We start from the raw sequence: 24,171 nt of genomic DNA, 5'->3' as shown, positions 1-24,171 counted from the left end.
TCAAGCGTCACATGGACGTGCCGAAGAAGCGGGTTTCAGAAACCGTCTCCCACCCGCTCCCCACCCCCAGGTCGGGGGCCCGGCGATCCAGGCTCCCAGACCCGACTTCAGGACTTATACTTCCGAAGCTCAAGCCGAGCCACCATAGCCCGATGGACTTCATCAGGCCCGTCCGCCAGCCGCAATACCCGAGCATAGGCAAACAACTGGGTCAGCGGGAAGTCATCATCGCTGACACCGGCACCACCATGGATCTGAATGGCCTGATCGACAATGGTCTGCAACATCGACGGCACCACAGCCTTGATCATCGATACCTCCTGCAGCGCCCCCATGATGCCCTTGGTATCCAGCGCCCAGGCACACTTCAGGGTCAGCAGACGGGCCTGCTCGATGGACATACGGGCATTGGCAATGATGTCCGGGTTGCCACCCAGCTTGGCAATCGGCCGGCCAAAGGCCTCCCGGGTGGTAGCCCGTTTGATCAGCAGTTCCAGCGTACGCTCGGCGGCACCGATTGCCCGCATGCAATGGTGGACGCGGCCCGGCCCCAGACGGCCCTGGGCAATCTCGAATCCGCGACCCGGGCCGGCAATGATGGCGCTCTTGGGCAGCCGCACGTTATCAAACAATACTTCACCGTGACCGTAGGGCTCATCATAGGCCCCAAACACAGGCAACATACGCTCGACCTTTACTCCCGGAGTATCCAGAGGTACCAGCACCATGGAATGCTGGCGATGTTTGTGGGCGTCAGGATCCGTGAGCCCCATGAAGATCCCCACCTTGCAGTCCGGATGACCGATACCGGTGCTCCACCACTTACGGCCGTTCAGCACCACTTCATCGCCCTCGACAATGGCGGTGGCTTCCATGTTGGTGGCATCGGATGAGGCAACCGCCGGCTCGGTCATACAGAAGGCCGAGCGAATCTCGCCGCTGAGCAGCCTGGGCAGCCATTCGGCCTTCTGTTCCTCGGAGCCATAGTGGATCAGCACTTCCATGTTGCCGGTATCCGGTGCGTTACAGTTGAAGATTTCCGGCGCAATAAAGCTCCGGCCGGTCTCTTCCGCAATCAGCGCATAATCCGAGTTCAGCAGGCCACATCCGTACTTGTCGTCCGGGAAGAACATATTCCAGAGCCCCTGGGCCTTGGCCTTTTCCTTGAGCTCCCGAATGATCGGCAGCACAACCCAGCGGTTTTCCTGTGACGCGAGTTCCCTGTGGTACTGCTCTTCGATGGGGTAAATCTCATCCTTCATGAATTGCTTCACGCGGTTGAGATAATCCTGGCCCTTTTCGGAGATGTTGAAGTCCATTGCCTGTCCTCACTGATTCTTAAAAGCCGGCGAAATTTTGCGCTTGTTGGGACCAGTCTAGGCAGGACCAAGGTATTAGACGACTGAATTATTCTTATCATTTATCATTACCCCTACTTATTCGAAACACGGATCCAAGACATGGCCCTCAATCGCCTGGACCTGAACCTGCTGCACGTATTCGACACCATCTACCGGGAAGGAAGCCTGACCCGGGCTGCGAAGGCTCTGCACCTGACCCAGCCGGCGGTCAGCCATTCCCTGTCCAGATTGCGGGACCATTTCGATGATCCGCTTTTCACCCGACAGGGTAACCAGATGATTCCCACACCGCTGGCGCGGCGGTTCCTGGAATCCATGCGCCCCGGGCTCACACAGATCCAGAGCGCGGTGAACCAGTTTCATGCGTTTGATCCGGCCAATCAGCGCAAGACCTACTCGCTGGGATTAAGGGACGTGCTTGAATCCACGTTTCTCCCCCGGTTGATGCAGCGACTGGATGCCTACCCGGAGCTGGAGATCGTTTCCCGCCGCATTGCCCGGCGAGAGATGGAAACGCAACTGGCAGCCGGCAAACTGGATTTTGCGGTGGATGTTCTCTTGCCGGTGAGCAGTCAGACCGGCCATGAACTGCTGCGCAGGGACCGTCTCGTGGTTCTCGCCCGCGAGGACCACCCCCTGGCCGGCGATCAACTGACCATGGAAGGCTACCTCTCGGCACAGCATGTGCTCGTCTCATCCCGTACGGAGGGACCGGGCATCGAGGATTTCGAGCTTTCACGCCTGGGCGTGCACCGGAATATCCGGCTGCGATGCCAGCATTACTTTGCCGCCTGTCGGGTAGTCGAAGGCACGGACCTGCTGCTGACCATGCCGGAAACCTATGCCCGCATCATCGCAGAGAGCTCGTCCCTCGCACTCATGGATCCGCCGGCTGATCTACCCTCTCTGGATGTGCACCTGTATTGGTACAAGGCCTACGAGAAGGAGCCGGCGTTGGTGTGGTTCCGGGAACAGCTTCGGGGAGTCAGTTAAGACGGGGTCAGAAGAACGCCTTCTTCTGACCCCCGAGTCGCAGGCAGCGACTGGAGTGGAGTGAAGTTGGGGTCAGATGAAGACTTTCATCTGACCCCTGAGTTTGAGTCGAAGCTCGCGGGGAAAGCGGGGTCTGATGAACGCTTTCATCTGACCCCATGTTCAGTACGCCCCCACCGCCGCCAGGAACCCGAAGAAGCCGGCTGCGGTAATTCCCAGCGACGCCACAACAATCCCCAGCCCCCACCAGACTGCGGCTGCATCGGATATATTCACGCCATGGCCGCGGAGGGTACGGTAGAAGGCCCACGGGCCGAGTACGAAGGCACCTGCCACCGCAAATATCAATCCCACGCTGATGCCGGCAAAAGTCCAGGTGGCCAGCACAGTAGCACGGTCCGAAACCTGGTCAGTCACGCCGTGGTGTTCCAGGAACTTTTTGCAGAAAAACCAGATAAGCCCGAACAACGCGGCAACAAAGACCAGCGCGCCAATGATGGTGATGATGCGATAGAGCAATTTCGTATCCTTTCAGGTTCGGTGGAGGCCCGGATCAGGCAGGATACTCGGGTTCCGGCAGGCACTCAAAACCCGGTCTGGCGAACAGGAATCCCTGGAACAGACTGATGCCCTGGTCCCGAAGCCAGAAATATTCCTCCCGCGTTTCTACACCTTCGGCGATGATGCGACCACCCAGGCGCTCCATCATCGCAATGATGCCAGCTATCACAGCCTGCTTGTTGGGCTCGGCGTTGATATTGCGCACCAGCCCCATATCCAGCTTCAGCAGGTCCGGAGGGCTTGCCATCATGATGTTGTAGCGGGAATAACCGGCACCGAAATCATCGATCGCGGTACTGAATCCCATCTCCCGATAGGCCTCGATGATCGACACCAGATGCTCAACGGAGGACAGGTTTTCATTCTCGGTCAGCTCGAAAATGATCTTACTGGTATCAAAGTTGTAGGTTCGTGCCGCCGCCAGGGTTGTCCGGATGCAGTATTCTGCCTGGTATACGGCATTGGGCATGAAATTGATGCTGAGCATCGACTCCATTCCGAGTCGGGAGGCAAGCTTGACGGCCTTGACCCGGCAAACCTGATCGAAGGCATAGCGGTTCTGGTCGGTGACCCTGGAGAGTACATGTTGTGCGCCCTCCCCGCCCGTTCCCCGGACCAGGGCTTCGTGAGCGAACACCGAACGGTTGACCACATCCACAATGGGCTGAAAGGCAAAGCTGAACGAAAACCCCAACCCTTCACCGCAGGCGCATTGACCGCAATGGGACGCGTCAAAGAGAACTTCAGGTCGCTCCACGACTACTCCTGGCTTCTCAGTACAGGCGACGGCCGCATGTCTGTTGAACATACTTCTCCAAACTATAGTTGCTGACTTTCCGTTGGTAAAACCACGTACGCAATCCGTCCGGACAAGCGGTGGCATCCCCGGGGCGTGTGACTACACTGACTTTTGTAGTTATACGCGTCTTTTATGAAAAGGAGTCTCCAGAATGGTCCAATCTACACGTATTGCCGTTACACCGGGCGACGGCATCGGTCCGGAAGTGGTAGCGGAGGCAGTACGTTGCCTTGAAACATTGCGCGCCAAGCACGGCCTGGCACTGGAATGGACCCGCTTTCCCTGGCCTTCGCACGCCTGGCATGAGGAAAACGGCGAATCATGGCCGGCAGATGCCCTGGAGCAACTGAAACAGTATGACGCCATCCTTCTGGGCGCTTTGGGTGACCCGGGCCCGATGGATGATCCCGGCCGCTACCTTTTGCCGGACAGCATTTCCCTGGCGCCGCTTCTGGAGATGCGCAAGGGCTTCGATCAGTGGGTGTGTGAGCGCCCTGCCCGCCTCCTGGAAGGTGCCCGGCAGTACCTGGCTGATGAGCGCGCCAGGGATATCGACATGCTCGTTATTCGCGAAAACAGTGAGGGAGAGTATGTCAGTCAGGGTGGTCGCCTGCGTCAGGGCACACCTGACGAAGTAGCCACCCAGATGGAGGTATTCACGCGAAAGGCCACCGACCGGATCATTCGTTACGGTTTCGAGCAGGCCCGTAGACGGGCGGAGGAACGCGTCCGGGATGGCCGTACCCGCAGTTTCCGTACCCTGGATGGCCGGACCTGCGAGAGCCAGGTGTGTCTGGTGACCAAGCGCAATGCGCTTAGGTACTGGGGTGACATGTACACCGAGGCCTTCGAAGAGATCAGCAGGGAATACCCCGATGTCGCAACCCATCATGAGTTGGTGGACGCTGCCTGCATGAAGTTCGTCCAGAGCCCCTGGGCGTTCGACGTGGTCGTCGCCAGTAACCTCCAGGGTGACATTCTCACAGACCTGGCTGCGGTGCTTTCAGGGGGCATGGGGGTTGCGCCCTCCTGCAACCTGAACCCCACTGAACCGAACATGCCGTCCATGTTTGAACCCACCCATGGCAGCGCGCCGGACATTGCCGGTCAGGGCCTGGCCGATCCTACCGCGATGCTTTTCACTACGGCCCGCATGCTGGAATGGCTGGGCCGCAAGGACCCGACCCTGGCCGCAGCCGGCAAGGAACTGTTCGATGCGGTGGCCGCCGACCTGGCCCAGAACGCAGGGAAGCCGCGGGGTACCCACGAAATTGGCCAGGCTATTTGTAAACGCCTGGAGGCCTGACTAGGCTGCCAAAGAGACATTTCATTCACTTCTGGAGGTGCAATGTGACCGAGCACAAAGGCAAGTTATCCCCACTGCTCAAGCAAGCCACCGGCATCACTGCCGCCAAGGGCGAAGGCGCCTACATCATTGATCCGGAGGGCAAGCGCTACCTGGATTTCACCTCGGGGATCGGCGTAACCAGTACCGGTCACTGCCATCCGAAAGTAGTTGAGGCAGCCCAGAAACAAGTGGCTACCATGATTCACGCCCAGGCCACCACGGTCATGAATCCAAGGCTTCCGGAACTGGCGGAAAAGCTCGGCGAACTGACGCCGGATCCCCTGAATGCGTTCTTCTTCTCGAATGCGGGGACGGAAGTGGCTGAGGGAGCCATCCGACTGGTGCGCCAGGTCACCGGTCGGCCGAACATCATCGTCTTCCATGGCGGCTTCCATGGTCGGACCATGGGGTCGTTGTCCCTGACCACCTCCAGTGTCGGGCTGCGTGCGGGGGTGAGTCCGATGATGGGTGGCGTGGTGGTCGCGCCGTTTCCACACGCGTTCCACTATGGCTGGAGCGTCGAGGAGGCCACGGATTTTTGCCTGAAGGAGCTGGACCGGATCTTTGTAACCTATTCGGCCCCGAAGGAAACCGCCGCCATGCTCATTGAGCCGGTCCAGGGGGAAGGCGGGTACGTGCCCGCCAATACCCGCTTCATGCAGGGCCTGCGGGAACGCTGTGACAAGCATGGCATCATGCTGGTGTTTGATGAAGTTCAGGCCGGCTTTGGCCGCAGCGGCAAATTCTGGGCCCATGAACACTTCGGTGTCACGCCGGACGCCATCATGATCGCCAAGGGGCTGGCCAGCGGCTTCCCGATCTCGGCCCTCGCCGCTTCCGAGGAAACCATGGCCAAGGGCTGGCCCGGATCCCAGGGGGGCACCTATGGCGGCAATGCCGTGTCCGCGGCGGCGGCCATCGCCACCATTGACGTCATCAGGGAAGAAGGCCTGGTCGAGAATGCCGCCAACATGGGGCAGCGCCTCTGGGACAACCTGCAAGCCCTGAAGAAGGATTATCCAGAAATGGCGGACATCCGTGGCAAGGGCCTGATGCTGGGCGTGGAAATGCGCCGGGGCGACTGCCCGGATGGCGAACGCGCTGGCAACATCCTCAAGGAGTGCGAGAAGCGCGGGCTACTGATGCTCCGGTGCGGCCCCTATCACGAGATCGTGCGCTGGCTGCCTCCGCTGATCGTCAATCAGCAGCAGATTGATGAGGCGACCGGAATCTTTGAGGAGGCGTTGAAAGCAACTGCCTGAAATTTGAAGCCGGGCCTGAGACGGGGTCAGAAGAACGCTTTCTTCGGACCCCTTTTTCAACTTTGTAGATAGACCCAAGACGGGGTCAGATGAAAGCTTTCATCAGACCCCATGGTGATTCCATCTTTCATTCGCTATCCATCACGAATTCCAGCCGCCCGGGCGCCACCCGCACATCCATCGGCACCATCCCGAACATCCGCTGGGCAAAGTCAGCCTCGTCCAGGCGGTACACCGGCATGGTTTCCAGCATCTGCGCCACCACGCGCATGACCGAGTCGGTCACCGGTGCCAGGTCGCCCTTGAAGAAGGGAGAATCGACACTGCTCTCCAACAACTGCAGACGACGGATATAAACGGCCTTTTCCTGGCTGTCGTAATACGGCGCGCCCTCCACTTTCAGGGCGATGTCCACGGGCAGCTTTGTCATCAGGGCATTCAGGGCCACCTGCCCGCGCACGTCAATCACAGCAACATCGCGGCCATCGGGGCCCAGCGTGATGTCAGCGTCATCCAGGCTGAGGCTGAGGGGGGAGCCGCTCTGCAGTTGCTTGCGATCATACTCTGCCACGACATCTTTCAGGTGACTCTCCAGTTCTCCCTCGGAGATGGCGTAGGGCGAAATACTGGCGCAGCCGCTTGAAAGCAGCGCCACAATCGCGAAAAGTGCCCCCAGGGCGCGTTTGGGTAATAGTCTCATTGGTCATTCCTCAGCAAGATGTCCCTATCGTGCGGCACCGAGCCGGATCGGGCAACCGCAGGATGTTAAAGATTGGTCAGGAAGGACCCGGGCCTACTCGTTCTCGGCCCGGGCTTCAACGTGCGGTGTGAGGTGCTCGTCAATGGTCACATGCAGCAGGATCGGCTGGCAGCAGACCTGGCAGTCCTCCACGTACTCCTGCTCCGCTACTGACGGGTCGACGCTGATATCGAGCGCCTCCCAGCAGTAGGGGCATTGGATGAGCACGGAGTCCAGGGCTGACACTTCGCCTCCTTAAAGCTGCTGCTTGGCCATCCAGGGGATGATCCGGTCAAACGCTTCCTCCAGCCGCTCACAGGTGGTGGAGAAACTGATGCGCAGGGCGTTGGTGCATTCCTCCCCGAAGGCATCGCCCGGCACCACGCAGACGCCGGTCTCCTTGAGCATCCGCAGGGCCAGATCGGACCCGTCCACGTGTGGCGGCAGGTCCGGGAAGGCAAAGAACGCACCCCCGGGCTTGTAGCCGGTCATATAGGGAGTCTGATCGATCAGCTCCACCACCTTGTCCCGGCGCTCCCGGTATATATCCACCATGTCCCTGACGCACTGCTGGTCGCCGGTCAGGGCAGCCACACCGGCAAACTGCGCAGGCGTGTTGGCCACCGAGGTGGTGAACATGTGATACCGGCGCAGTGACTTGATTGCGGCCTGGCTGGAAATGACCCAGCCCACCCGCAGACCGGCCATGCTGTAGGTTTTGGAGAAACTGCTGATACACATGATGTTGTCCAGGTCCATGGAACAGTTCAGGACACTGGCAAAATCATCGTCGTCAAAGATCAGGTGGTCGTATACCTCGTCGGCATAGACCTGGATACCCCGGTAGGCGCACTCCTCCAGGATGGTTTCCACGGTGCTGCGCGGATAGACCGCCCCCGTCGGATTGTTGGGGTTGTTCAGAACCAGCGCGAAGGTCCGGGACCCCATGGCCTTGATGACGTCGTCCGGATCCAGTTGATGGTTGTTCTCGGCCCGGGTCGGCACGTACTTGACCTCCCCCCCGTTCATGCGAATCAGCGGTGCGTACAACAGGAACGAGGGGTCGGTGACGATGAACTGCCGGCCCGGTGCGGAGGTGGCGGACAGAGCCAGGTACATGGCCTCGGTAGCGCCACTGGTAATCAGGATGTTGTCCCGTGTCAGCTTCCGGTTGTACCGGCGACCGTAATAGTCACGCAGGGCCACCAACAGTTCCGGTAAGCCGGCATCCATGGTGTAGCCGGTCTGGCCGGCATTGAGGGCGTCCACATAGGCGTCGATGATGTGCTTGGGCGTTGGCAGATCCGGTTGACCAATGGACAGATGAATAACGTCCTTCATGCTCGAGGCCATATTCACCAGACGGCGAATACCGGAAACCGGAATCGCCTGCATGGCAGGGTTCCAACTGGCCTTCGCCTTCCGATACTTGACCTTGCGCGGCTTGGCCTGGCCGGTTTCACGGTTTGGAGCTTCTGCCATAAATACCTCCTCGGAACGGGACGGGGAAAGACCTACCTCTGCAGGTTAGCCAGTAAAAACAGGCGGTACAAGACAAAAACCGACAAAGATTGGATAAGTAAAAATACGGCCCCGGGGTAAGATGAAAGCATTCATCTGACCCCATCTTGGCGACTTACACCAGGTAAGGAATCCCGGGGTCAGATGAACGCTTTCATCTGACCCCATCCTATTGACGACCAGCGCCGGGTTGGCCGTATTCTCCGGGAGTCAGAAGAAAGTTTTCTTCAGGCCCCACTCCTCCCAGGTTGACCGGGCTGCAGGGGCAAACCAGACTGTAGGAAGCGGTATGTCCCAACCCACCGCATCACTTTACATTGTTCACCCATAACGAGGCGGAGGCCCAATGACTCAGCAAAGCAAACCGGTTGTAACCGTTTTGACAGCCCCTGGCGAACAGCAGCCACCGGGAATGGATGCGTTAAAGGCAAGGGCCGAAGTCCGGTTCGCCTGCGACGAGCAGACGCTGAGAGATACCCTGCCCGGTACCGATGTGATGATGGTGACGGATTTCAGGACCGAGGCGCTGGAAGCCGCCTGGCCCTGTGCCGACAAACTCCAGTGGATCCACGCCACCAGTGCCGGTGTGGACGCCCTCATGTTCCCGGGCCTGATCGAAAGCGATGTGGTCGTGACCAATGCCCGAGGTATTTTCGACCGCACCATTGCCGAGTACGTGCTCTGCACCATCCTGATGTTCACGAAGGATTTTCCGAATTCGATTCGCCTCCAGAAACACCATGAGTGGAAACACCGGGATACCGAGCGTGCCGAAGGCAAGCAGGTGCTGGTGGTCGGCGCCGGGTCCATTGGCCGCCAGATCGGCCGACTGGTCCGGGCTGCCGGTCTCCAGCCCCACGGCATCGCCCGCACCCCGCGCCACGATGACCCGGATTTTGTCGCGGTTCACGGCAACGACGACCTCTATAACCAGTTGCCCCACTATGATTTTGTCGTGATTGCCGCTCCCCTCACCCCCCAGACCGAGGGTCTGTTCGACCACAAGGCGTTCAGGGCCATGCGCAACAGCGCCCGGCTCATCAATATCGGGCGCGGCCCCATCGTGAAGACCGATGACCTGATTGTGGCGCTCGAAGACGGCGAAATTGCCGGTGCCGGCCTGGACGTGTTCGAAGAGGAACCCTTGCCCAAGGGGCACCCGCTCTGGGATATGGAAAACGTCATCATGACCGCCCACATGGCCGGCGATTTCATTGGCTGGAAGCGGGCGCTGACCGACCAGTTCCTGGAGAACTTCGATCTGTGGCACAAAGGCCGTGAGCGGTTCAACCTGGTCGACAAGAGACTCGGTTACGCCGGCAGCAAATAACGCTGGCAACAAATAACGCTGGCAGCTTCGGAATTACCGGCCATAGAAACAAAAACGGGAGCCCGAGGGCTCCCGTTTTCAGTTCAAACCCGGGGTCAGATGAAAGCTTTCGTCTGACCCCAACTTCAATCAACCACCCGAGAGCGACTGATCCGAGGGATCGATTTCCATCTGCTGGATCGCGATCACTGCCTGGGTCCGGTTACGAACGCCCAGCTTCCGGAACACCGCGGTGATGTGGGCCTTGATGGTCGCCTCCGACACATCCAGGTCATAGGCGATCTGCTTGTTCAGCAGGCCCTCGGCCAGCATACCCAGCACCCGGAACTGCTGCGGCGTGAGGGACGCCAGTCGCTCGGAGAAGTCGGTCGATTCGGACTGCATCCGCTCGATCTTCTCCGCCACACCGTCCGGCAGCCAGACGTCCCCTTCCAGGACAGCCTGAATCGCCTCGGTAATGGTCGGCAGCGGCGCCGACTTCGGAATGAAGCCGGACGCCCCGTAGTCGATCGAACGGCGCATCACCTGCAGCTCCTCCGATCCTGACACAACCACCACCGGCAACCCCGGATACTGCCCGCGCATGAACACGAGCCCGGAGAAGCCGTGGGCACCCGGCATGTTCAGGTCCAGCAGAACCAGATCCGCGTCCGGGTGCGACTCTACCGCCGCCTGCAGTGACTTGATGCTGTCGACTTCCACCGTCTTGGCATCCGGCACCGCCTGACTGACCGCCTGCTTCAATGCTGCTCGGAACAGCGGGTGATCATCAGCGACGATAATTGTTTGTGTCATTCAAGAGATTCCTCACAGGTTATTGGCTGACAGCCGGCGTTACTTGAACGCCCGGCTGTTGATCAGCTCGTCCACTACCCCCGGGTCTGCCAGGGTAGAGGTATCACCCAGCTGATCATGCTCGTTAGCGGCAATCTTACGCAAAATCCGACGCATAATCTTGCCAGAACGAGTCTTCGGCAGTCCAGGCGCCCACTGGATTACGTCCGGAGAGGCGATCGGACCGATCTCCTTACGTACCCACTGGACCAGTTCCTTCTTCAGCTCGTCGCTGGGCTCCTCGCCCTGCACCAGAGTAACGTAGACATAGATGCCCTGGCCCTTGATGTCGTGCGGGTAGCCGACCACGGCAGCTTCTGCCACCTTGTCGTGGGCAACCAGCGCACTCTCGACCTCGGCAGTACCCAGACGGTGACCGGACACGTTCAATACGTCGTCCACACGGCCGGTGATCCAGTAGTAACCGTCCTCATCACGACGGGCACCGTCACCAGTGAAGTACATACCCTTGTAGGTGCTGAAGTAGGTCTGCACGAAGCGCTCGTGGTCACCGTAGATGGTGCGCATCTGGCCTGGCCAGCTGTCCAGGATAACCAGGTTACCCTCGGTCTTGCCTTCCAGAATATTGCCATCGTTATCCACCAGCGCCGGCTGAACACCGAAGAACGGCTTGGTGGCGGAACCCGGCTTCAGGTCCACGGCACCGGGCAACGGCGAAATCAGGATGCCGCCGGTCTCGGTCTGCCACCAGGTGTCCACAATCGGGCACTTGCTGTTGCCGATCACCCGGTGGTACCACTCCCAGGCTTCCGGGTTGATCGGCTCGCCCACGGAGCCGAGAACGCGCAGGCTTTCGCGGGTAGTGCCGTCCATGACATCGTCACCCTGGGCCATCAGGGCACGGATCGCGGTCGGTGCAGTATACAGGATGTTGACCTTGTGCTTGTCGACCACCTGACCCATACGAGAGGAATCCGGGTAGTTGGGCACGCCCTCGAACAGCAGGGTCTTGGCACCATTGGCGAGCGGACCGTACAGGATGTAGCTGTGACCGGTTACCCAGCCGAAGTCGGCAGTACACCAGTAGACATCGCCATCTTGATAGTCGAACACGTACTGGTGGGTCATGGAGGTGTAGACCATGTAACCGCCAGTGGTGTGCAGAACGCCTTTGGGAGTACCGGTAGAGCCGGAGGTGTACAGCATGAAGAGCGGATCTTCCGCGTTCATCGGCTCAGGCTCGCACTCTGCAGACGCGTTCTTCATCAGATCTTCGTAACGAAGATCGATGTCGTCGTTCCAGGGAACCTGGTCATTACCAGTGCGGGTGACCACGATCACCTTGTCCACGTTGGCGCTTTCTTCGTGCTTCAGAGCCGCGTCCACATTCTTCTTCAGAGGAATGGCGCGGCCTCCACGCAGACCTTCATCAGCGGTCACGACAAAACGGGACTTGCCGTTGACAATCCGGGCTGCCAGGGCTTCCGGGGAGAAACCACCGAAGACCACGGAGTGGATGGCACCGATACGGGCACAGGCCAGCATGGCCACCGCGGTTTCCACAATCATCGGCATGTAGATCGTGACCACGTCGCCTTTCTTGACGCCCTGATCTTTCAGCACGTTGGCGAACTTACAGGTCTCTTCATAGAGTTCACGGTAGGTCACGTCGCGGGAAACGGAGGGATCATCACCCTCGAAGATGATCGCTGTCTGGTCGCCCCGGTCTTTGAGGTGACGGTCCAGGCAGTTGGCAGAGGCGTTCAGCTGACCATCTTCAAACCACTTGATGGACAGGTTGTTGTAGTCGTAAGTAGTGTTCTTGACCTTGGTAAACGGCTTGATCCAGTCAATCCGCTTACCGTGTTCGGCCCAGAAGGTATCCGGGTCTTCGACTGACTGACGATACATCTCGTCATACTGCTCCCGGGTTACCAGGGCCCGTTCAGCCACTTCCGGGCTTACCGGATATAGGTGTTTACCAGTCATTGTGCTCCCCCTTTGAGTTAGAGTCTGTTGTCATTGTCGGTTTTTTTAAAAACAGAGCGCTCGGGCCTCTCCGGCCCAGAAGACGGATAGTGGTAGTTCAACATGTGTGCCACCACACAATGAATTAGACTAACGTCCTAATGTGCCTGCACTTTTAGCCCAGAACTGACGGCAAACTGCAAGAAACGGTTGAGAAAAACACCAACTGAGAAGCTATCTTGAGGATAGTCCGGGACGGGGAAATCGCCAGTAAAAATGACCGGGGCCGGTCATTGCGACCGGGCCCGGGGCGCTGTTGATTACGCAGCTTTCTTTTTGCGGTCCCTGGCCGAGCGCAGACTGTAAAGCTTCCGCTCCTTGAGGGCATAGCGGTTGAGTCCGGCAAGGTGGATCTTGCGCAGGTACATCGACCAGTCAATCTGACGGGCATCGACCGGGAACAGTGCCTGGTCCAGGCCGCCCATCCGGGCCGAGAGCGCCATCAGCTCATCGTTCCTGAAGATGTAGTCCGGGGCGGTATAGAATCCGAAGATGGTCGCCAGCGAACGGGTGGTATCGAGGTTACGGAGCATTTTGAGCTCCCGGGTATTGCCCAGCAGCTTCAGCACCCGGTCGGTGAGTCTCAGCGGGATGCGGACACCCCCGACAACCGCATCGAACAGCCTGCGATTCACCGCCACAAACGGTTTGGTCGGTTGGCGATAGAACAGCTGATCGTATTCCGCGTAATGACTCTTCGACTCCGCCATCAGATGGTCGATGAACTCGCCCAGGGTGATCGGGTTCGAGCTTCCGCTGCAGCACTGGTAAATCCTGTGGGCGGCCTGCTCAGACAGGGCCTCGGCCAGACTCAGGATGATGCCATTGGCAACCAGGTCCACCGGAATGACGTCGATGACACCGGATCGTTTGCCCGGGAACAGGGTCACTTTCTCACGGGCATACGCGAGGATGATGGCATCCGCCACTTTCACGCCCTCGATCCAGCCCGGCGCTGGCTCCTCCAGTGCGCTTTCAATGATGGAGGGGCGGACGATTGTCAGGGAGCGACCGGACAGCGCCTTCATCAGGCGCTGCTCGCCAAGCCATTTGGTAAAGGTGTAGGTGTCGCTCCAGCCATACCGGTTGGCCTCCTGGATACCCAGCTCCACCAGTTTTTTCTCGAGAGCCCGGCCGGAATAACGTGAGCGCACGTCTGCGATCTTGTCCTCAAGCAGGTTTATCAGTTCGTCGGTCTCGAAATAACCGCTTTCACTGCGGGGAATGGCTTCGCCGGCAGGCTTGATGACGGATTCGGTCACCTGCCCTGCGTTCATGCCGTTCACATAGCAGGTTGAAACCTGGATCACTGCCAGATCCCGGTTACTCGCTGCCAGTTCGGCGATGTTATCGAGGCACAGCGTATTGATGGTCAGCGCCTTGTCGAGCTCTTCCCGGAAATTCACGCTCGCAGCGGAATTGATCACGGCGTCCAGACCGGCGGCGATAGAACTGAAATCCCTGGCAGGCAAGCCGAAGCAGGGCTCGGTCACTTCTCCGGTTATGCAGTGGATCTTGTCATCCACAAAGTTCTCGAAAGCTTCGGAATCCTCGGCTCGCAGACGCTCGAACACGGATGATGTGGCGATCTCATTCAGGAACCGGCTCCGGGCATCCGGATGACGCTTGTTACCGCGGATAAGAAGGTGAATGCCGCCGATGTCCGGCACCGCACGGATCAGTTTCTCGAGGACGACCTTACCCAGGAAACCTGTAGTACCAGTGACCAGAACCTGCTTGCCACGAAGTGCATCGAGTACCTTCGATGATGAGTTTCCGGGGGTGACTTGCTGTGTTGCCATGAACGAACTCCTTCTCTGACTGAGCTGGTTAGCCGGACTGATACGTGCCGGGGAAACGGCCCCGACGCACATCCAACCTTTCAGGGGATGTACTGCATATAACGGGCCACAACTCCCTTCTCGACGGTCAATGTTTGCACAATCCCTGTGACAACAAGGTGACAAACCGCAAAATTACGACACAAAAAACACAAATAAAATGACAAGAAAACCGGCACACCGGAAGCGTACTTCAGGTGCGGGCTTTACTGTGACTGGCGAGCGCGCGGAGCAACCGGTCCAGGGAAATATCGGTCGGCTGCTCCCGCAGCGCCTGAACCAGCCGCTCCTGCTCGCCAGGGCTGATACGGCCAAACAGAGGCTCGGGCGATTGAGAGGGAACAACAGCGGTTTCGTGGTGGTCACTTACCGTGGGCATGATCTGGTCGGCAAGATGTCGCAAATGCGTCGCCATGTGCCGGCGATCACCAGCCGGCATCTGCTCCCAGGGTATGGCGGCCAGACCGGTCTGGATAAATTCAATGGCATCGGCATCCAGGTTGCGCCCCAGCAGTGCAAAAAAGCGGTTGAATGCCTCATAACGCAGCATGGCATCGAGGTGTGACCCGAGCACGACATCCAGTTCATCCATGGCGGCCGACAGACGCTCCTCCTCGCTTCGGGGGTATTCAACCGTCTCGCCCGGACTTCGGTTCCCCACCCTGTGCCTCCGGAGGATCTTCGACTGCCAATAGCCCGCCACTCCCGTTTTTCCCGGTGGCAGCCGGCAAAGCCGCAGGTCCAGCATGTCAGCCAGGGTATGGAACTGGCGGCAAGACGGATCGGATACCGGCAGTGATGCCACCGGGACCCGGGTCACCACAGACTGGCGCAGGGTTTCATCCCGCCAGACAGCGCCAACATAATGCAGGGGATCCTCCATATGGCGCCCGACGACAGCGTTCAGCCTCTGGAATACCGACTGGGCCTGGCTGGCCCCCGCCGCCATATTCACCACAACTCCGGGAATGCGCCGGTAGCCCTTTTTCCTGAGACGCCGGATCAATGAAAGCCCCTGTTTCAGGGACTCGGGATCCGGTGTCACCACGAGACAGGCCTGAGCGGCGCTGGCCACCATGTGCAGCCCCGGGAGGTCCATATTGCTGCCAGCATCGACGAGCACATAATCATAGCGGCGCTCCAGGGTGGCGAGTGCTCCCAGCCCGCCCAGGACATTACCCGGATCCTCCTCCAGGCACCGACGCAGCGCCGCCACACCGGGCAGGATATTGAGGCCGTAATCCGCTGTCAGCAGGGTCTCGTCCAGACGGTACTGCCGTTCAAGGACTCCTCCGAAATCCTTGTCGGGTTCAAGTCCCAGCATTGCGCTGAGGCTCGAAAGGCCGCCAGTATCGCCGTCCAGTAGCAGCACCCGTTTACCTTGCCTGGCCAGGGTAAACCCGAGATTCAATACCAGGGAAGTTGTTCCCACCCCGCGACCGCCACCGGCAATGGCTACCGTGTGGGGCTGGTGCAAATTGTGCTTGTCATTATCCGGAGCAAGGGCCATCAGAATGTGTTCTCGTCCCTGGGAAAACGGCTAATATCAAACTAACCTGTAAAAAGTCTACACATATCACAGTTGAGATAATATATTGCTCATTAAAACATCAACGTCCGTTTAATAACCGGAAACGATTGATCAGGCTTTTCAGGATAACAAGAATGAACACGGCGACAGGAAACGACGCCAGATCAGGGTTCGGCAAGGCATGCCTATGGAACTAGCGCCAGATCTGCAGCTACCGAGTCTCCCGGAGTTGACGTTACGGGCACTCGAGGCTTGCCACCGGGACGCCAGTTTCCAGACCATCAGTGAAATCATCTCTGCCGATACCGCCCTCGTCGGCCGTGTTCTCTCCCTCGCCAATTCAACGGCAGATACACACGAAGGCCGGTTCCGATCCATCGAACAAGCCCTGGTCGGTCTTGGCCCCCAGCGATTGCGAAGCCTGGTACTGACGGCCGCCCTCAATCAGCTGCAATTCGGACTTGGCAACGACGACTGGCAGCAGATTCGGGATTTCTGGCGGCACTCCCTCACCACGGCATTGACGGCCCGGGCCCTGGCCACGCTCACCAGCTACCCTTCGCCGGAAGAGGCGTTCATGTTGGGGATGCTCCATAACATCGGCGAACTGGTCGCGATAAAAGCCAGGCTTCCGGACGCCCGCCAGTACTATCTGAACAACCATTCCGACGTGGCCGCCGACCTGGTCAGTGCATGGGGGCTGGGCTCGATGGCCGCCGATGCCATGCGCTACCAGCAGGCGGCGCCGGAAGAATCGCGGGACGCAGGCCATTTGGTCAAACTGGTCAGCCTGGCCACCCGGCTTGCCCTCTCGGATGCGGAGGGCATTGCCGCAGCCGGCACGGTATTCGGTCTCAGCGAGGATCTGACGCGTGAGATCAATCGGCGCATCACCCACGAAGTTGCCGGCATTGCCCAATCCCTGGGGATTTCCCTGGACGAAAACTACGATGGCTCGCGCGCAGTGCGCGAACTTCAAGAGGTGCTTCTCCAGCAAGCCATTGTCAACCAGGCCCTGGACTTCGCCGAACCGGGCCAGACAACTGACAGTTTGCTGGCCGAGGCAGCAAAAAGCCTCGGCATGATCACCGGATCACCCACCCTGGGCTTCAGGCCCAAAGAACAGTTCCTCACCCTGATCGCAGGGACAGGCGGGGACGTCCCGGACCTTACGGTTTCAGCAAAACCGGGGGGCAGCACTCTGACCGAGGCGTTCAATACCGGCAGCCCGGTCAAGCTCGCAGGCCGCAGTCGCACAATCCTGGACCGCCAGTTACTCAATCTGCTGCGAACCCCCTCGCTGGTTGCCGTGCCGGTCAACGGTGGCAGCCAGTGCGTCGGCGTTTTTGCATTGGGTACCGATGAGACGAGGCAAGACAGCAATCTGGAGCTTGCCGGCCTTTTCTGCCGACAACTCGGGCACATCATTGCCAACCGTGAATCCACTGGCCAGATTCCGGGTGCCGCCGAGGCCCTTCAGCAGGAACTGAACCGCCAGCAGCTGCGCAAACAGGTACATGAGGTCAATAACCCGCTGACCATCATCCGCCAGTACATCTACCAGTTACGTAACCGGCTGGATGATCCCGATGTCCATCAGGAACTGGACATCATCCGTGAAGAACTGGACCGGGCAGGCAACCTGCTTCAGCGGATGAGCCAGAAGGAGCCGGACCCGGAGCATGCCGGCGGAATCTCACTCAATGACGAGCTCGACAGCCTCAGCCGCATTGTCGAAGACAGCCTGTTTGATGATGGCAATCGCCGGCTGAAACTCGATCTGACCGGTAATCCTGCCCTTGTTGAAGGTCCCGCTTCGGCCCTGCGCCAGGTCATTATCAACCTGTTGCGCAACGCCGCTGAAGCGTTGCCCGAAAAGGGCGGCACAGTCACGGTAAGAACCTCGGCCCCCGTCTGGCAGAACCAGCGCACCTGGGTAGAGCTTGAAATATCCGATACCGGAGCAGGTATCCCTGAAGTCGTGAGGGAAAAACTGTTTGCGCCGGTGAAAACCACAAAGGGAGAGGGCCACAGTGGCCTGGGCCTGAGCATTGTAAAACAGCTCGTTGATGACATGGACGGCATCATCGCTTGCCGGACGGGGCAGGACGGCACCACTTTCCGCATCCTTCTGCCGGCAACGTTCCACAAAAAGAAAACGACTGATGACAAAACGACGGGTACCGACCAATGAAACCTGAACACGCTGATCAGACCCCCGATCAGGGTTTACCGGCACGGCTCCTGGTAGTAGACGACGAGCCCCGACTGCTGAGTTCGCTCGCCTCCCTGCTTCGAGGCGAGGGCTATGAGGTCGTCGAGGCCGAGGGCGGCGAGCGGGCCTGTGAGCTGATCGATCAACATTCGTTTGACCTCGCACTCCTGGATCTTCGAATGCCGGGTGTGGATGGTTTCGACGTCATGGCAGTACTGACTGACAAACAACCGGACTGTGGCACGATCGTGGTCAGTGGTGAGAGTTCGTTTGCGGCAGTGAGCCGGGCTCTTCGACGGGGAGCCCTGGATTATATCCGCAAACCCTTCGATCCTGAGGAACTGCTTGCCACCGTGGAAAGTGTCATCAGCAAGCAGTCCCTCATGCGGGCGCACGAGCATATCCAGGGACGGCTGGAAAAATCCGAAGCCCTGCACCGTTACATCGTCAACACCTCCCCCGATATCGTGTTCATGCTCGATGAGGAGGGATATATCTGTTTCATCAACAGCAAGGTTGAGTCACTCCTTGGCTATCAACCGGAAGAACTCTGCGGTCAGCACTTCCGTCAGATTCTCGATGACCGTGATGTGTCGAAGGGGACCTATGCCCTGAAAGGAACCAACATCACCGCAGACAACCCCCGTACCCTGGAGGTGCGGCTCAAGACCCGCGGCAGCCAGCAGGCTACCCGTCACTTTGAAATCACTGCCTTTCCGATCGACCCCCAGACCTGGCCCCATACCGGCCAGAGTCAGGTGGGTGCGGCACCCAAATCCGCCCGGTACTACGGCACGGCCCGGGATGTGACGGAACGCAAGGAGGCCGAGGCGTTCATCAATTTCCAGGCGTACCACGACCTGCTGACCCGCCTGCCCAATCGCGCCCTGTTCAAGGATCGGCTGGAACTGGCCATCGCCCACGCCCGGCGGGAAAACCAGAAGCTCGCCGTTATGTTCCTCGACCTTGACCGGTTCAAGGTGATCAACGACACCCTCGGCCATGCCATGGGCGATCGCCTGCTCCAGGCGGTCACCCAGCGGCTGGAAAAGTGCCTGCGCAAGGGGGATACGCTGTCCCGGTTTGGCGGGGACGAATTCACCCTGTTACTGCCCGCCATCCACGACAATGACGATGCCCGGCAAATCGCCAGAAAGCTGATCCGGGCACTCCAGGCTCCGTTCCAGTTGGGTGAGCACGAGGTGTTCGTCGGGGTCAGTATCGGAATCGCGGTCTATCCCGAGGCCGGAGAAAATCTCGATCAGTTGATCCAGAGCGCCGACATCGCCATGTATCACGTCAAAGGACGAGGCAAGGATGGCTACCGGTTCTACTCCCGGAGCATGAGCGTGGATACGGCCAACCGGTTGAACCTGGAACGGGATCTGCGCCTGGCCCTGGAACGGGATGAACTCCGGGTGTTCTACCAGTCCCAGGTCTGCGCTAACAGCAACCGAATTGTCGGCCTCGAAGCGCTGGTGCGATGGCAGCATCCGGAACGCGGGCTGCTGTATCCGGGTGATTTCCTGCCTCTGGCCGAAGAGACGAAGCTCATCGTACAGCTCAGCGAATGGGTTATGGACCAGGCTTTGAAGGATGTCGGTGACTGGATCCGCAACGGCCATCCTGACCTGCGTCTGGCAGTGAACCTATCACCCATTCAGGTAGAGCATCCCCGCTTTGTGGACAACCTGGTCAGGCGTTTGACCAAACACCAATTCCCGCCCGACAACCTGGAGATCGAGATTACCGAAAATGTGATCATGAGTGATCTCGACCAGATCAGCCACAAGCTTCGTGAGCTGGCCACCGTCGGTGTGCGCATCGCTATCGACGATTTCGGCACCGGCTATTCGTCCCTGAATTACCTCCATCGACTGCCCATCCATACCCTCAAGGTCGACCAGTCCTTTGTCCGGGCCATACGTGGCGGCGAGGAAGGCGCCTGCATCGTCAATGCCATCGTCGCCATGGCTCACGGCCTGAAACTGGAAATCGTGGCCGAGGGTGTCGAGACCGACGAGCAGCTCACCTATTTACGCAAATTGGGATGCCAACAGGTTCAGGGATTCTTCTACGGCCCCGCCCGTCCGGCTGAGGAGGTTTTCAAGGCGCTGGAACAGAACCCCGTCAGAGCGGCTTCCTTCTAACCCAACAGGATTGTCTGACACTCTTATTAGAAATCTTGACCGGGTTTGCAAAGTGTTGCGTTGCGTTACTTTGTGTATCCGGAAATGTGCAGTACTGCGCATAATTCCCCCCACCTGTTCTCTAATCTCGAAGCTCAAGGCGCTGAAACGGAACTCCCTGTTACGAAATCAGGGTCAACAAAGACAATAACGCTTCAGCATCCCCCGAACAGGTACAGGCAGCAGTGATCATGCGCGACAAGTACAAGTATATTGGCCCCGTCTACGATTTCCTCAGCAACCTATACAGCGGCAAGAACATTCATCGCTGCAAGACCGCCATGCTGGATGTGGAAACCGTCCGCCCCGGAGACCGCATCCTGTTTGCCGGTGTCGGGCATGGCCGGGACGCCATCCGGGCCGCCGAGCTCGGCGCCGACGTCACGGTGGTGGACCTGTCTGAAACCATGTTGCGCAAGTTCGCGGAGGCCCAGCGGGCAGAAGCACCACACCTGAACATTCGCCGGATTCACAGCGACATCATGAAGGTCGATGAATTCGAACAATACGACATGGTCGTCGCCAATTTCTTCCTCAACGTGTTCGATGAGGACATGATGGTGAAAGTACTGGAACACCTGATCCATCTGGGCAAGCCTGATGCACGGGTGGTGGTCGGCGACTTCTGCTATCCGACCGGCAACGTGTTCTCCCGCCTGTTCAAGAAGCTGTACTGGTACATGGCCGTATTCGTGTTCTGGTTATTTGCCAACAATGCCTTCCACAAGATCTACAACTACCCGGAGCACATGCAGCGGCTCGGCCTCGAAGTCACCGACAAGAAACACTTCAAGCTCCTGAATATGGACTGCTACTGGTCCATCCTCGGGCGCAAACAAGCCTGACTCCCAAACATTGCCCAAGAACAATAATCCCGGAGCAGAGACATGACGGATCAGATTCTCGCACTGGACAGTGCCAGCGAACTGGACAGTGGCAGCTTCAGCTTTGCCGAACGGGTGGGTTACCTGAAAAAATACGGCACTCACTCCCAGTCCTTTTCAACCCTGCAGCCCGGGATGCGTTTCTTTGACCTGCCCGGAGTTGGCTACATTGCCTTCATGCGCAAATGGGGTGGCACCTTTGTGCTGTCCGACCCGGTCTGTGCCCCCGAGCACTTTCCGGTGATGCTGGAGCAATTTCACCGGCGTTATCCGAAAGCCTGCTACATCCAGGTATCCCAACCGGTGGTTGACTTCCTGCACCAACGTTTTGGCTTGTTCGGAACCCAGTTCGGCAGCGAATCCCGGATAGATCTGTCCCGCTGGAGTCTCAGTGGCAAGAAGAAGCAGATTCTTCGCACCGCACTGAACCAGGCGGAGAAGAACGGGATCAGTGTTCGCGAGCGGTTCAGCGACGACCATACCCGCGAGATTTCCGAGGCCTGGATCCGAACCCGGAAATGCAAAAGTAACGAAATCCGGTTCCTGATCCGGCCGATGGAAATGGAATACAGGGAGAATGAACGGCACTTCTACGCTTACCAGGACGGCAAGGCCGTCGGCTTCATATACTTCGACCCGATCTACCGGAACAACGAGATTATCAGCTACGTGCCCAACATTTCCCGGGCCAACGCCGATTTCCGACAGGGCATTTTCTACACGCTGATGGCCCATGCCATGGAGGTTTTCAGGGCTGAGGGAGTGCCCTACCTGGATCTGGGACTGATTCCACTGTCCCTCGACACCGCCACGGAACAACAGGAAAGTCGGCTCCTGAAACGGTTGCTGCACCTGGTCTACGACAAAGGCAACTTCCTGTATAACTTCAAGGGGCTGGAATTCACCAAGTCACGATTCCGGGGCGAGGTCTTCAAGACCTACTGCTGTCACCGCCGCGCAATTCCCGCCATGGAGTTCCTGGCCATCTTCAAGTTGACCCGGTTGCTCTGACCGGGTCGGCCAACCCGCCCCAGCGCTCATGAATCCGCTGAACGCCCAGGCCCAACGACGCCATGAACCCCGTCAAGCCAATCGGTACCGCTCCTGACAGCAACACGGCCCGGACAGGTTCCGGGCGATGACTTTCGGCCAGAGCTTCCCGGTCCCGACCGGCTTCACCCAGCAGGAACAGAACCCTCCTGGCAATGGCATCACCGGAGTCGACCCAGTGCCGGACATCCGGCAATACGGCTTTCAGCGCCTCCCGCAGCAGAGGGTAATGGGTGCATCCAAGCACCACGGTATCCACACCTGAACTTTGCAGAGGCGCCAACACCTCTTTCAAATCGGATTCTGGCACAGGCACCCCGCGTACGAGTTGTTCGGCCCAGGACACCAGGGCCGGGTGCCCGACCCGTACCACCTGGCAGTCGCCGGCAAACTCGTCGACCAGCCGGTCCAGGTAGGGTCGGCGGACGGTGGCCGGCGTGGCCAGGACACCGATCCGGCCATTGAGCGTTCTGCCGGCCGCAGGTTTGATTGCAGGAACCACACCTACCACCGGAACATCGATCATCGCCCGCAACCGCGGCAACACCACCGTGCTGGCTGTGTTACACGCAACCACAACCACATCGCAGGGCACCTCCTCAAGAGCCCGACGTATCAGGCCGGTACAGCGCTCGATCACGACCGGCTCCGACTGATCGCCATAGGGGAAGCCGGCATTGTCCGCCAGGTAGACCAGCTCGGCGCCCGGCAAGGTTTCGTGGATGCACCGGGCAACACTCAGCCCCCCTACTCCGGAATCGAACACGAGGATGCAAGGAGCGGCAGCGTCACTCACGGGTCTCTCCTGCCTTGCCGATCTCCTGCTCCATAAGCCGGATCAGCCGGCCGGCAATGGTAGTTTTCGGGGGCACCGGCGGCGTGTCACCGGGGCGGTACCACCCCGCATCGGATAGCTCATCCTCCTGCAGCACCAGCTCGCCCCCGGCATAGTCCGCAAAAAAGCCGACCATGAGCTGGTGCGGAAACGGCCAGGGCTGGGACTCGCAATAGCGCACATTTGTCACTGCCAGACCGGTTTCTTCCATGACTTCCCTGGCTACCGCTTCCTCCAGACTCTCCCCGGGTTCCACAAAGCCGGCGATGAGACTGTAGAAATGGCGTTTGACCCGGGCATTCTTAGCCAGCAGAAACCGGTCACCCTGGCGAATGACCACGATGACACAGGGGGCAAGGCGCGGATACCAGGGGATGTTGCAGGTCGGGCACCATTTCGCCCGTTCCCGGGGGTGAAACCCGGTCTCGCCACCGCAGCGACCACAGAAACGGTGATCCCGCCACCATTGCCACACCTGGAACCCGGTGCTCACCAGGGCGGCCGGCACCCCCTCCCGAATCAGAATCGCCTCACGCAGGTTCACCGGCTCAAACCCGGGGGTATCCTCCGGCAACTCGGTGACATAGACCGCCCGTTCACCGATAGTGCCGAGGGCAACCGCATCGATATCAACACCGGCAAGCCGGGGGTCGTCCCGGGTCACAAGCCAACCTTCCCCGGGTTTCAGGATATCGGCCCGGGAAAAGAGCAGTAACAGGTCTTCGGGCTCCGGCGTGGCGGTGTTCCAGCCGGGTTTCCAGTCAGTGCCTGAATAGGTCATCAAATACTTCGCTGTCCAACAAAAGGTGATGGAGAAATGTACCACATTGCGGCAAATGCCAAGAATGACAGGCCGACTTTCCGCACCGTACTCAACCAAGTAAACTTA

At 59.0% G+C, this 24,171-nt stretch carries 20 protein-coding genes; 8 read left to right on the top strand and 12 right to left on the bottom strand.

Going from position 1 to position 24,171, the window contains the following annotated elements:
- Window positions 1-107 precede the first annotated feature (107 nt).
- Complete coding sequence (locus MD273_RS15615) at window positions 108-1,319, bottom strand: acyl-CoA dehydrogenase family protein (RefSeq protein ID WP_239038725.1); 1,212 nt, start codon at window positions 1,317-1,319, stop codon at window positions 108-110.
- Between the two features lie 141 nt (window positions 1,320-1,460).
- Here MD273_RS15615 and MD273_RS15610 point away from each other — a divergent pair, with 141 nt between their 5' ends.
- On the top strand, window positions 1,461-2,354 hold the full coding sequence (locus MD273_RS15610; protein ID WP_239038724.1) for a LysR family transcriptional regulator: 894 nt from the start codon (window positions 1,461-1,463) through the stop codon (window positions 2,352-2,354).
- Window positions 2,355-2,516: 162 nt separating this feature from the next.
- Here MD273_RS15610 and MD273_RS15605 read toward each other — a convergent pair whose 3' ends face one another.
- Together MD273_RS15605 and MD273_RS15600 are read right to left on the bottom strand one after the other, a co-directional pair.
- Entirely contained in the window at window positions 2,517-2,873 is a 357-nt protein-coding gene (locus MD273_RS15605; protein ID WP_239038723.1) for a hypothetical protein, read from the bottom strand.
- Window positions 2,874-2,907: 34 nt separating this feature from the next.
- Entirely contained in the window at window positions 2,908-3,672 is a 765-nt protein-coding gene (locus tag MD273_RS15600) for an EAL domain-containing protein (protein WP_239038722.1), read from the bottom strand.
- Between the two features lie 193 nt (window positions 3,673-3,865).
- On the opposite strand from MD273_RS15600, the gene MD273_RS15595 reads away from it, so the two are divergent.
- Together MD273_RS15595 and MD273_RS15590 are read left to right on the top strand one after the other, a co-directional pair.
- Window positions 3,866-5,020, top strand: coding sequence for an isocitrate/isopropylmalate dehydrogenase family protein (locus MD273_RS15595; protein ID WP_239038721.1), 1,155 nt, complete (start codon window positions 3,866-3,868; stop codon window positions 5,018-5,020).
- Window positions 5,021-5,064: 44 nt separating this feature from the next.
- A complete protein-coding gene (locus tag MD273_RS15590; RefSeq protein WP_239038720.1) occupies window positions 5,065-6,324 on the top strand; it encodes an aspartate aminotransferase family protein in 1,260 nt (419 codons plus the stop codon).
- A 127-nt stretch (window positions 6,325-6,451) separates the two neighbouring features.
- Here the strand turns inward: MD273_RS15590 and MD273_RS15585 are convergent, their stop codons facing one another.
- The 3 genes from MD273_RS15585 to MD273_RS15575 all read right to left on the bottom strand — a co-directional run bounded on the left by MD273_RS15585 (window position 6,452) and on the right by MD273_RS15575 (window position 8,545).
- On the bottom strand, window positions 6,452-7,024 hold the full coding sequence (locus MD273_RS15585; protein ID WP_239038719.1) for a YceB family lipoprotein: 573 nt from the start codon (window positions 7,022-7,024) through the stop codon (window positions 6,452-6,454).
- 93 nt (window positions 7,025-7,117) lie between these two features.
- Complete coding sequence (locus MD273_RS15580) at window positions 7,118-7,309, bottom strand: CPXCG motif-containing cysteine-rich protein (protein WP_239038718.1); 192 nt, start codon at window positions 7,307-7,309, stop codon at window positions 7,118-7,120.
- Window positions 7,310-7,318: 9 nt separating this feature from the next.
- A complete protein-coding gene (locus MD273_RS15575) occupies window positions 7,319-8,545 on the bottom strand; it encodes a pyridoxal phosphate-dependent aminotransferase (protein WP_239038717.1) in 1,227 nt (408 codons plus the stop codon).
- 385 nt (window positions 8,546-8,930) lie between these two features.
- Here MD273_RS15575 and MD273_RS15570 point away from each other — a divergent pair, with 385 nt between their 5' ends.
- Window positions 8,931-9,914, top strand: a complete 984-nt coding sequence (locus MD273_RS15570) for a D-2-hydroxyacid dehydrogenase (protein ID WP_239038716.1) — start codon at window positions 8,931-8,933, stop codon at window positions 9,912-9,914.
- 129 nt (window positions 9,915-10,043) lie between these two features.
- On the opposite strand, the gene MD273_RS15565 is transcribed toward MD273_RS15570, so the two are convergent.
- The 4 genes from MD273_RS15565 to MD273_RS15550 all read right to left on the bottom strand — a co-directional run bounded on the left by MD273_RS15565 (window position 10,044) and on the right by MD273_RS15550 (window position 16,088).
- Window positions 10,044-10,709, bottom strand: coding sequence for a LuxR C-terminal-related transcriptional regulator (locus MD273_RS15565; RefSeq protein ID WP_239038715.1), 666 nt, complete (start codon window positions 10,707-10,709; stop codon window positions 10,044-10,046).
- 39 nt (window positions 10,710-10,748) lie between these two features.
- The gene (gene acs, locus MD273_RS15560) at window positions 10,749-12,698 is read right to left on the bottom strand and encodes an acetate--CoA ligase (protein WP_239038714.1); all 1,950 of its coding nucleotides are present in this window, start codon (window positions 12,696-12,698) and stop codon (window positions 10,749-10,751) included.
- Between the two features lie 299 nt (window positions 12,699-12,997).
- Window positions 12,998-14,539 (bottom strand): fatty acyl-CoA reductase, encoded by a 1,542-nt coding sequence (locus tag MD273_RS15555; RefSeq protein ID WP_239038713.1) that lies wholly within the window; start codon window positions 14,537-14,539, stop codon window positions 12,998-13,000.
- A 232-nt stretch (window positions 14,540-14,771) separates the two neighbouring features.
- Window positions 14,772-16,088 (bottom strand): nucleotide-binding protein, encoded by a 1,317-nt coding sequence (locus MD273_RS15550; protein ID WP_239038712.1) that lies wholly within the window; start codon window positions 16,086-16,088, stop codon window positions 14,772-14,774.
- A 208-nt stretch (window positions 16,089-16,296) separates the two neighbouring features.
- On the opposite strand from MD273_RS15550, the gene MD273_RS15545 reads away from it, so the two are divergent.
- The 4 genes from MD273_RS15545 to MD273_RS15530 all read left to right on the top strand — a co-directional run bounded on the left by MD273_RS15545 (window position 16,297) and on the right by MD273_RS15530 (window position 22,408).
- Window positions 16,297-18,303, top strand: coding sequence for an HDOD domain-containing protein (locus MD273_RS15545; protein ID WP_239038711.1), 2,007 nt, complete (start codon window positions 16,297-16,299; stop codon window positions 18,301-18,303).
- Window positions 18,300-20,474, top strand: coding sequence for an EAL domain-containing protein (locus MD273_RS15540; protein ID WP_239038710.1), 2,175 nt, complete (start codon window positions 18,300-18,302; stop codon window positions 20,472-20,474). Before MD273_RS15545 ends, MD273_RS15540 begins: the two co-directional genes overlap by 4 nt.
- 230 nt (window positions 20,475-20,704) lie before the next feature.
- Window positions 20,705-21,358 (top strand): class I SAM-dependent methyltransferase, encoded by a 654-nt coding sequence (locus tag MD273_RS15535; protein WP_239038709.1) that lies wholly within the window; start codon window positions 20,705-20,707, stop codon window positions 21,356-21,358.
- 42 nt (window positions 21,359-21,400) lie between these two features.
- Entirely contained in the window at window positions 21,401-22,408 is a 1,008-nt protein-coding gene (locus tag MD273_RS15530) for a DUF2156 domain-containing protein (RefSeq protein ID WP_239038708.1), read from the top strand.
- Here MD273_RS15530 and murI read toward each other — a convergent pair.
- Both murI and nudC read right to left on the bottom strand, forming a co-directional pair.
- A complete protein-coding gene (gene murI / locus MD273_RS15525; RefSeq protein ID WP_239038707.1) occupies window positions 22,386-23,243 on the bottom strand; it encodes a glutamate racemase in 858 nt (285 codons plus the stop codon). The two genes, MD273_RS15530 and murI, sit on opposite strands and share 23 nt — an antisense overlap.
- Window positions 23,236-24,063 carry an NAD(+) diphosphatase gene (gene nudC / locus MD273_RS15520; RefSeq protein WP_239038706.1) on the bottom strand — a complete coding sequence of 276 codons (828 nt, stop codon included), beginning with the start codon at window positions 24,061-24,063 and terminating at the stop codon, window positions 23,236-23,238. The genes murI and nudC overlap by 8 nt, the downstream gene beginning before the upstream one ends.
- Window positions 24,064-24,171: the final 108 nt, after the last annotated feature.

Origin of the sequence: Marinobacter sp. C7, assembly GCF_022343555.1 — a bacterium.
Lineage (GTDB): Bacteria > Pseudomonadota > Gammaproteobacteria > Pseudomonadales > Oleiphilaceae > Marinobacter.
This window is presented reverse-complemented; position numbering and strand designations above follow the sequence as displayed.

Excerpts from the sequence above, each read along its gene's own strand:
- MD273_RS15545 (WP_239038711.1), top strand. The coding sequence starts at position 16,297 with ATGGAACTAGCGCCAGATCTGCAGCTACCGAGTCTCCCGGAGTTGACG.
- MD273_RS15575 (WP_239038717.1), bottom strand. The coding sequence starts at position 8,545 with ATGGCAGAAGCTCCAAACCGTGAAACCGGCCAGGCCAAGCCGCGCAAG.
- nudC (WP_239038706.1), bottom strand. The coding sequence starts at position 24,063 with ATGACCTATTCAGGCACTGACTGGAAACCCGGCTGGAACACCGCCACG.
- MD273_RS15615 (WP_239038725.1), bottom strand. The coding sequence starts at position 1,319 with ATGGACTTCAACATCTCCGAAAAGGGCCAGGATTATCTCAACCGCGTG.
- MD273_RS15535 (WP_239038709.1), top strand. The coding sequence starts at position 20,705 with ATGCGCGACAAGTACAAGTATATTGGCCCCGTCTACGATTTCCTCAGC.
- acs (WP_239038714.1), bottom strand. The coding sequence starts at position 12,698 with ATGACTGGTAAACACCTATATCCGGTAAGCCCGGAAGTGGCTGAACGG.
- MD273_RS15540 (WP_239038710.1), top strand. The coding sequence starts at position 18,300 with ATGAAACCTGAACACGCTGATCAGACCCCCGATCAGGGTTTACCGGCA.
- MD273_RS15570 (WP_239038716.1), top strand. The coding sequence starts at position 8,931 with ATGACTCAGCAAAGCAAACCGGTTGTAACCGTTTTGACAGCCCCTGGC.
- MD273_RS15550 (WP_239038712.1), bottom strand. The coding sequence starts at position 16,088 with ATGGCCCTTGCTCCGGATAATGACAAGCACAATTTGCACCAGCCCCAC.
- MD273_RS15585 (WP_239038719.1), bottom strand. The coding sequence starts at position 7,024 with ATGAGACTATTACCCAAACGCGCCCTGGGGGCACTTTTCGCGATTGTG.
- MD273_RS15555 (WP_239038713.1), bottom strand. The coding sequence starts at position 14,539 with ATGGCAACACAGCAAGTCACCCCCGGAAACTCATCATCGAAGGTACTC.
- MD273_RS15595 (WP_239038721.1), top strand. The coding sequence starts at position 3,866 with ATGGTCCAATCTACACGTATTGCCGTTACACCGGGCGACGGCATCGGT.
- MD273_RS15565 (WP_239038715.1), bottom strand. The coding sequence starts at position 10,709 with ATGACACAAACAATTATCGTCGCTGATGATCACCCGCTGTTCCGAGCA.
- MD273_RS15610 (WP_239038724.1), top strand. The coding sequence starts at position 1,461 with ATGGCCCTCAATCGCCTGGACCTGAACCTGCTGCACGTATTCGACACC.
- MD273_RS15530 (WP_239038708.1), top strand. The coding sequence starts at position 21,401 with ATGACGGATCAGATTCTCGCACTGGACAGTGCCAGCGAACTGGACAGT.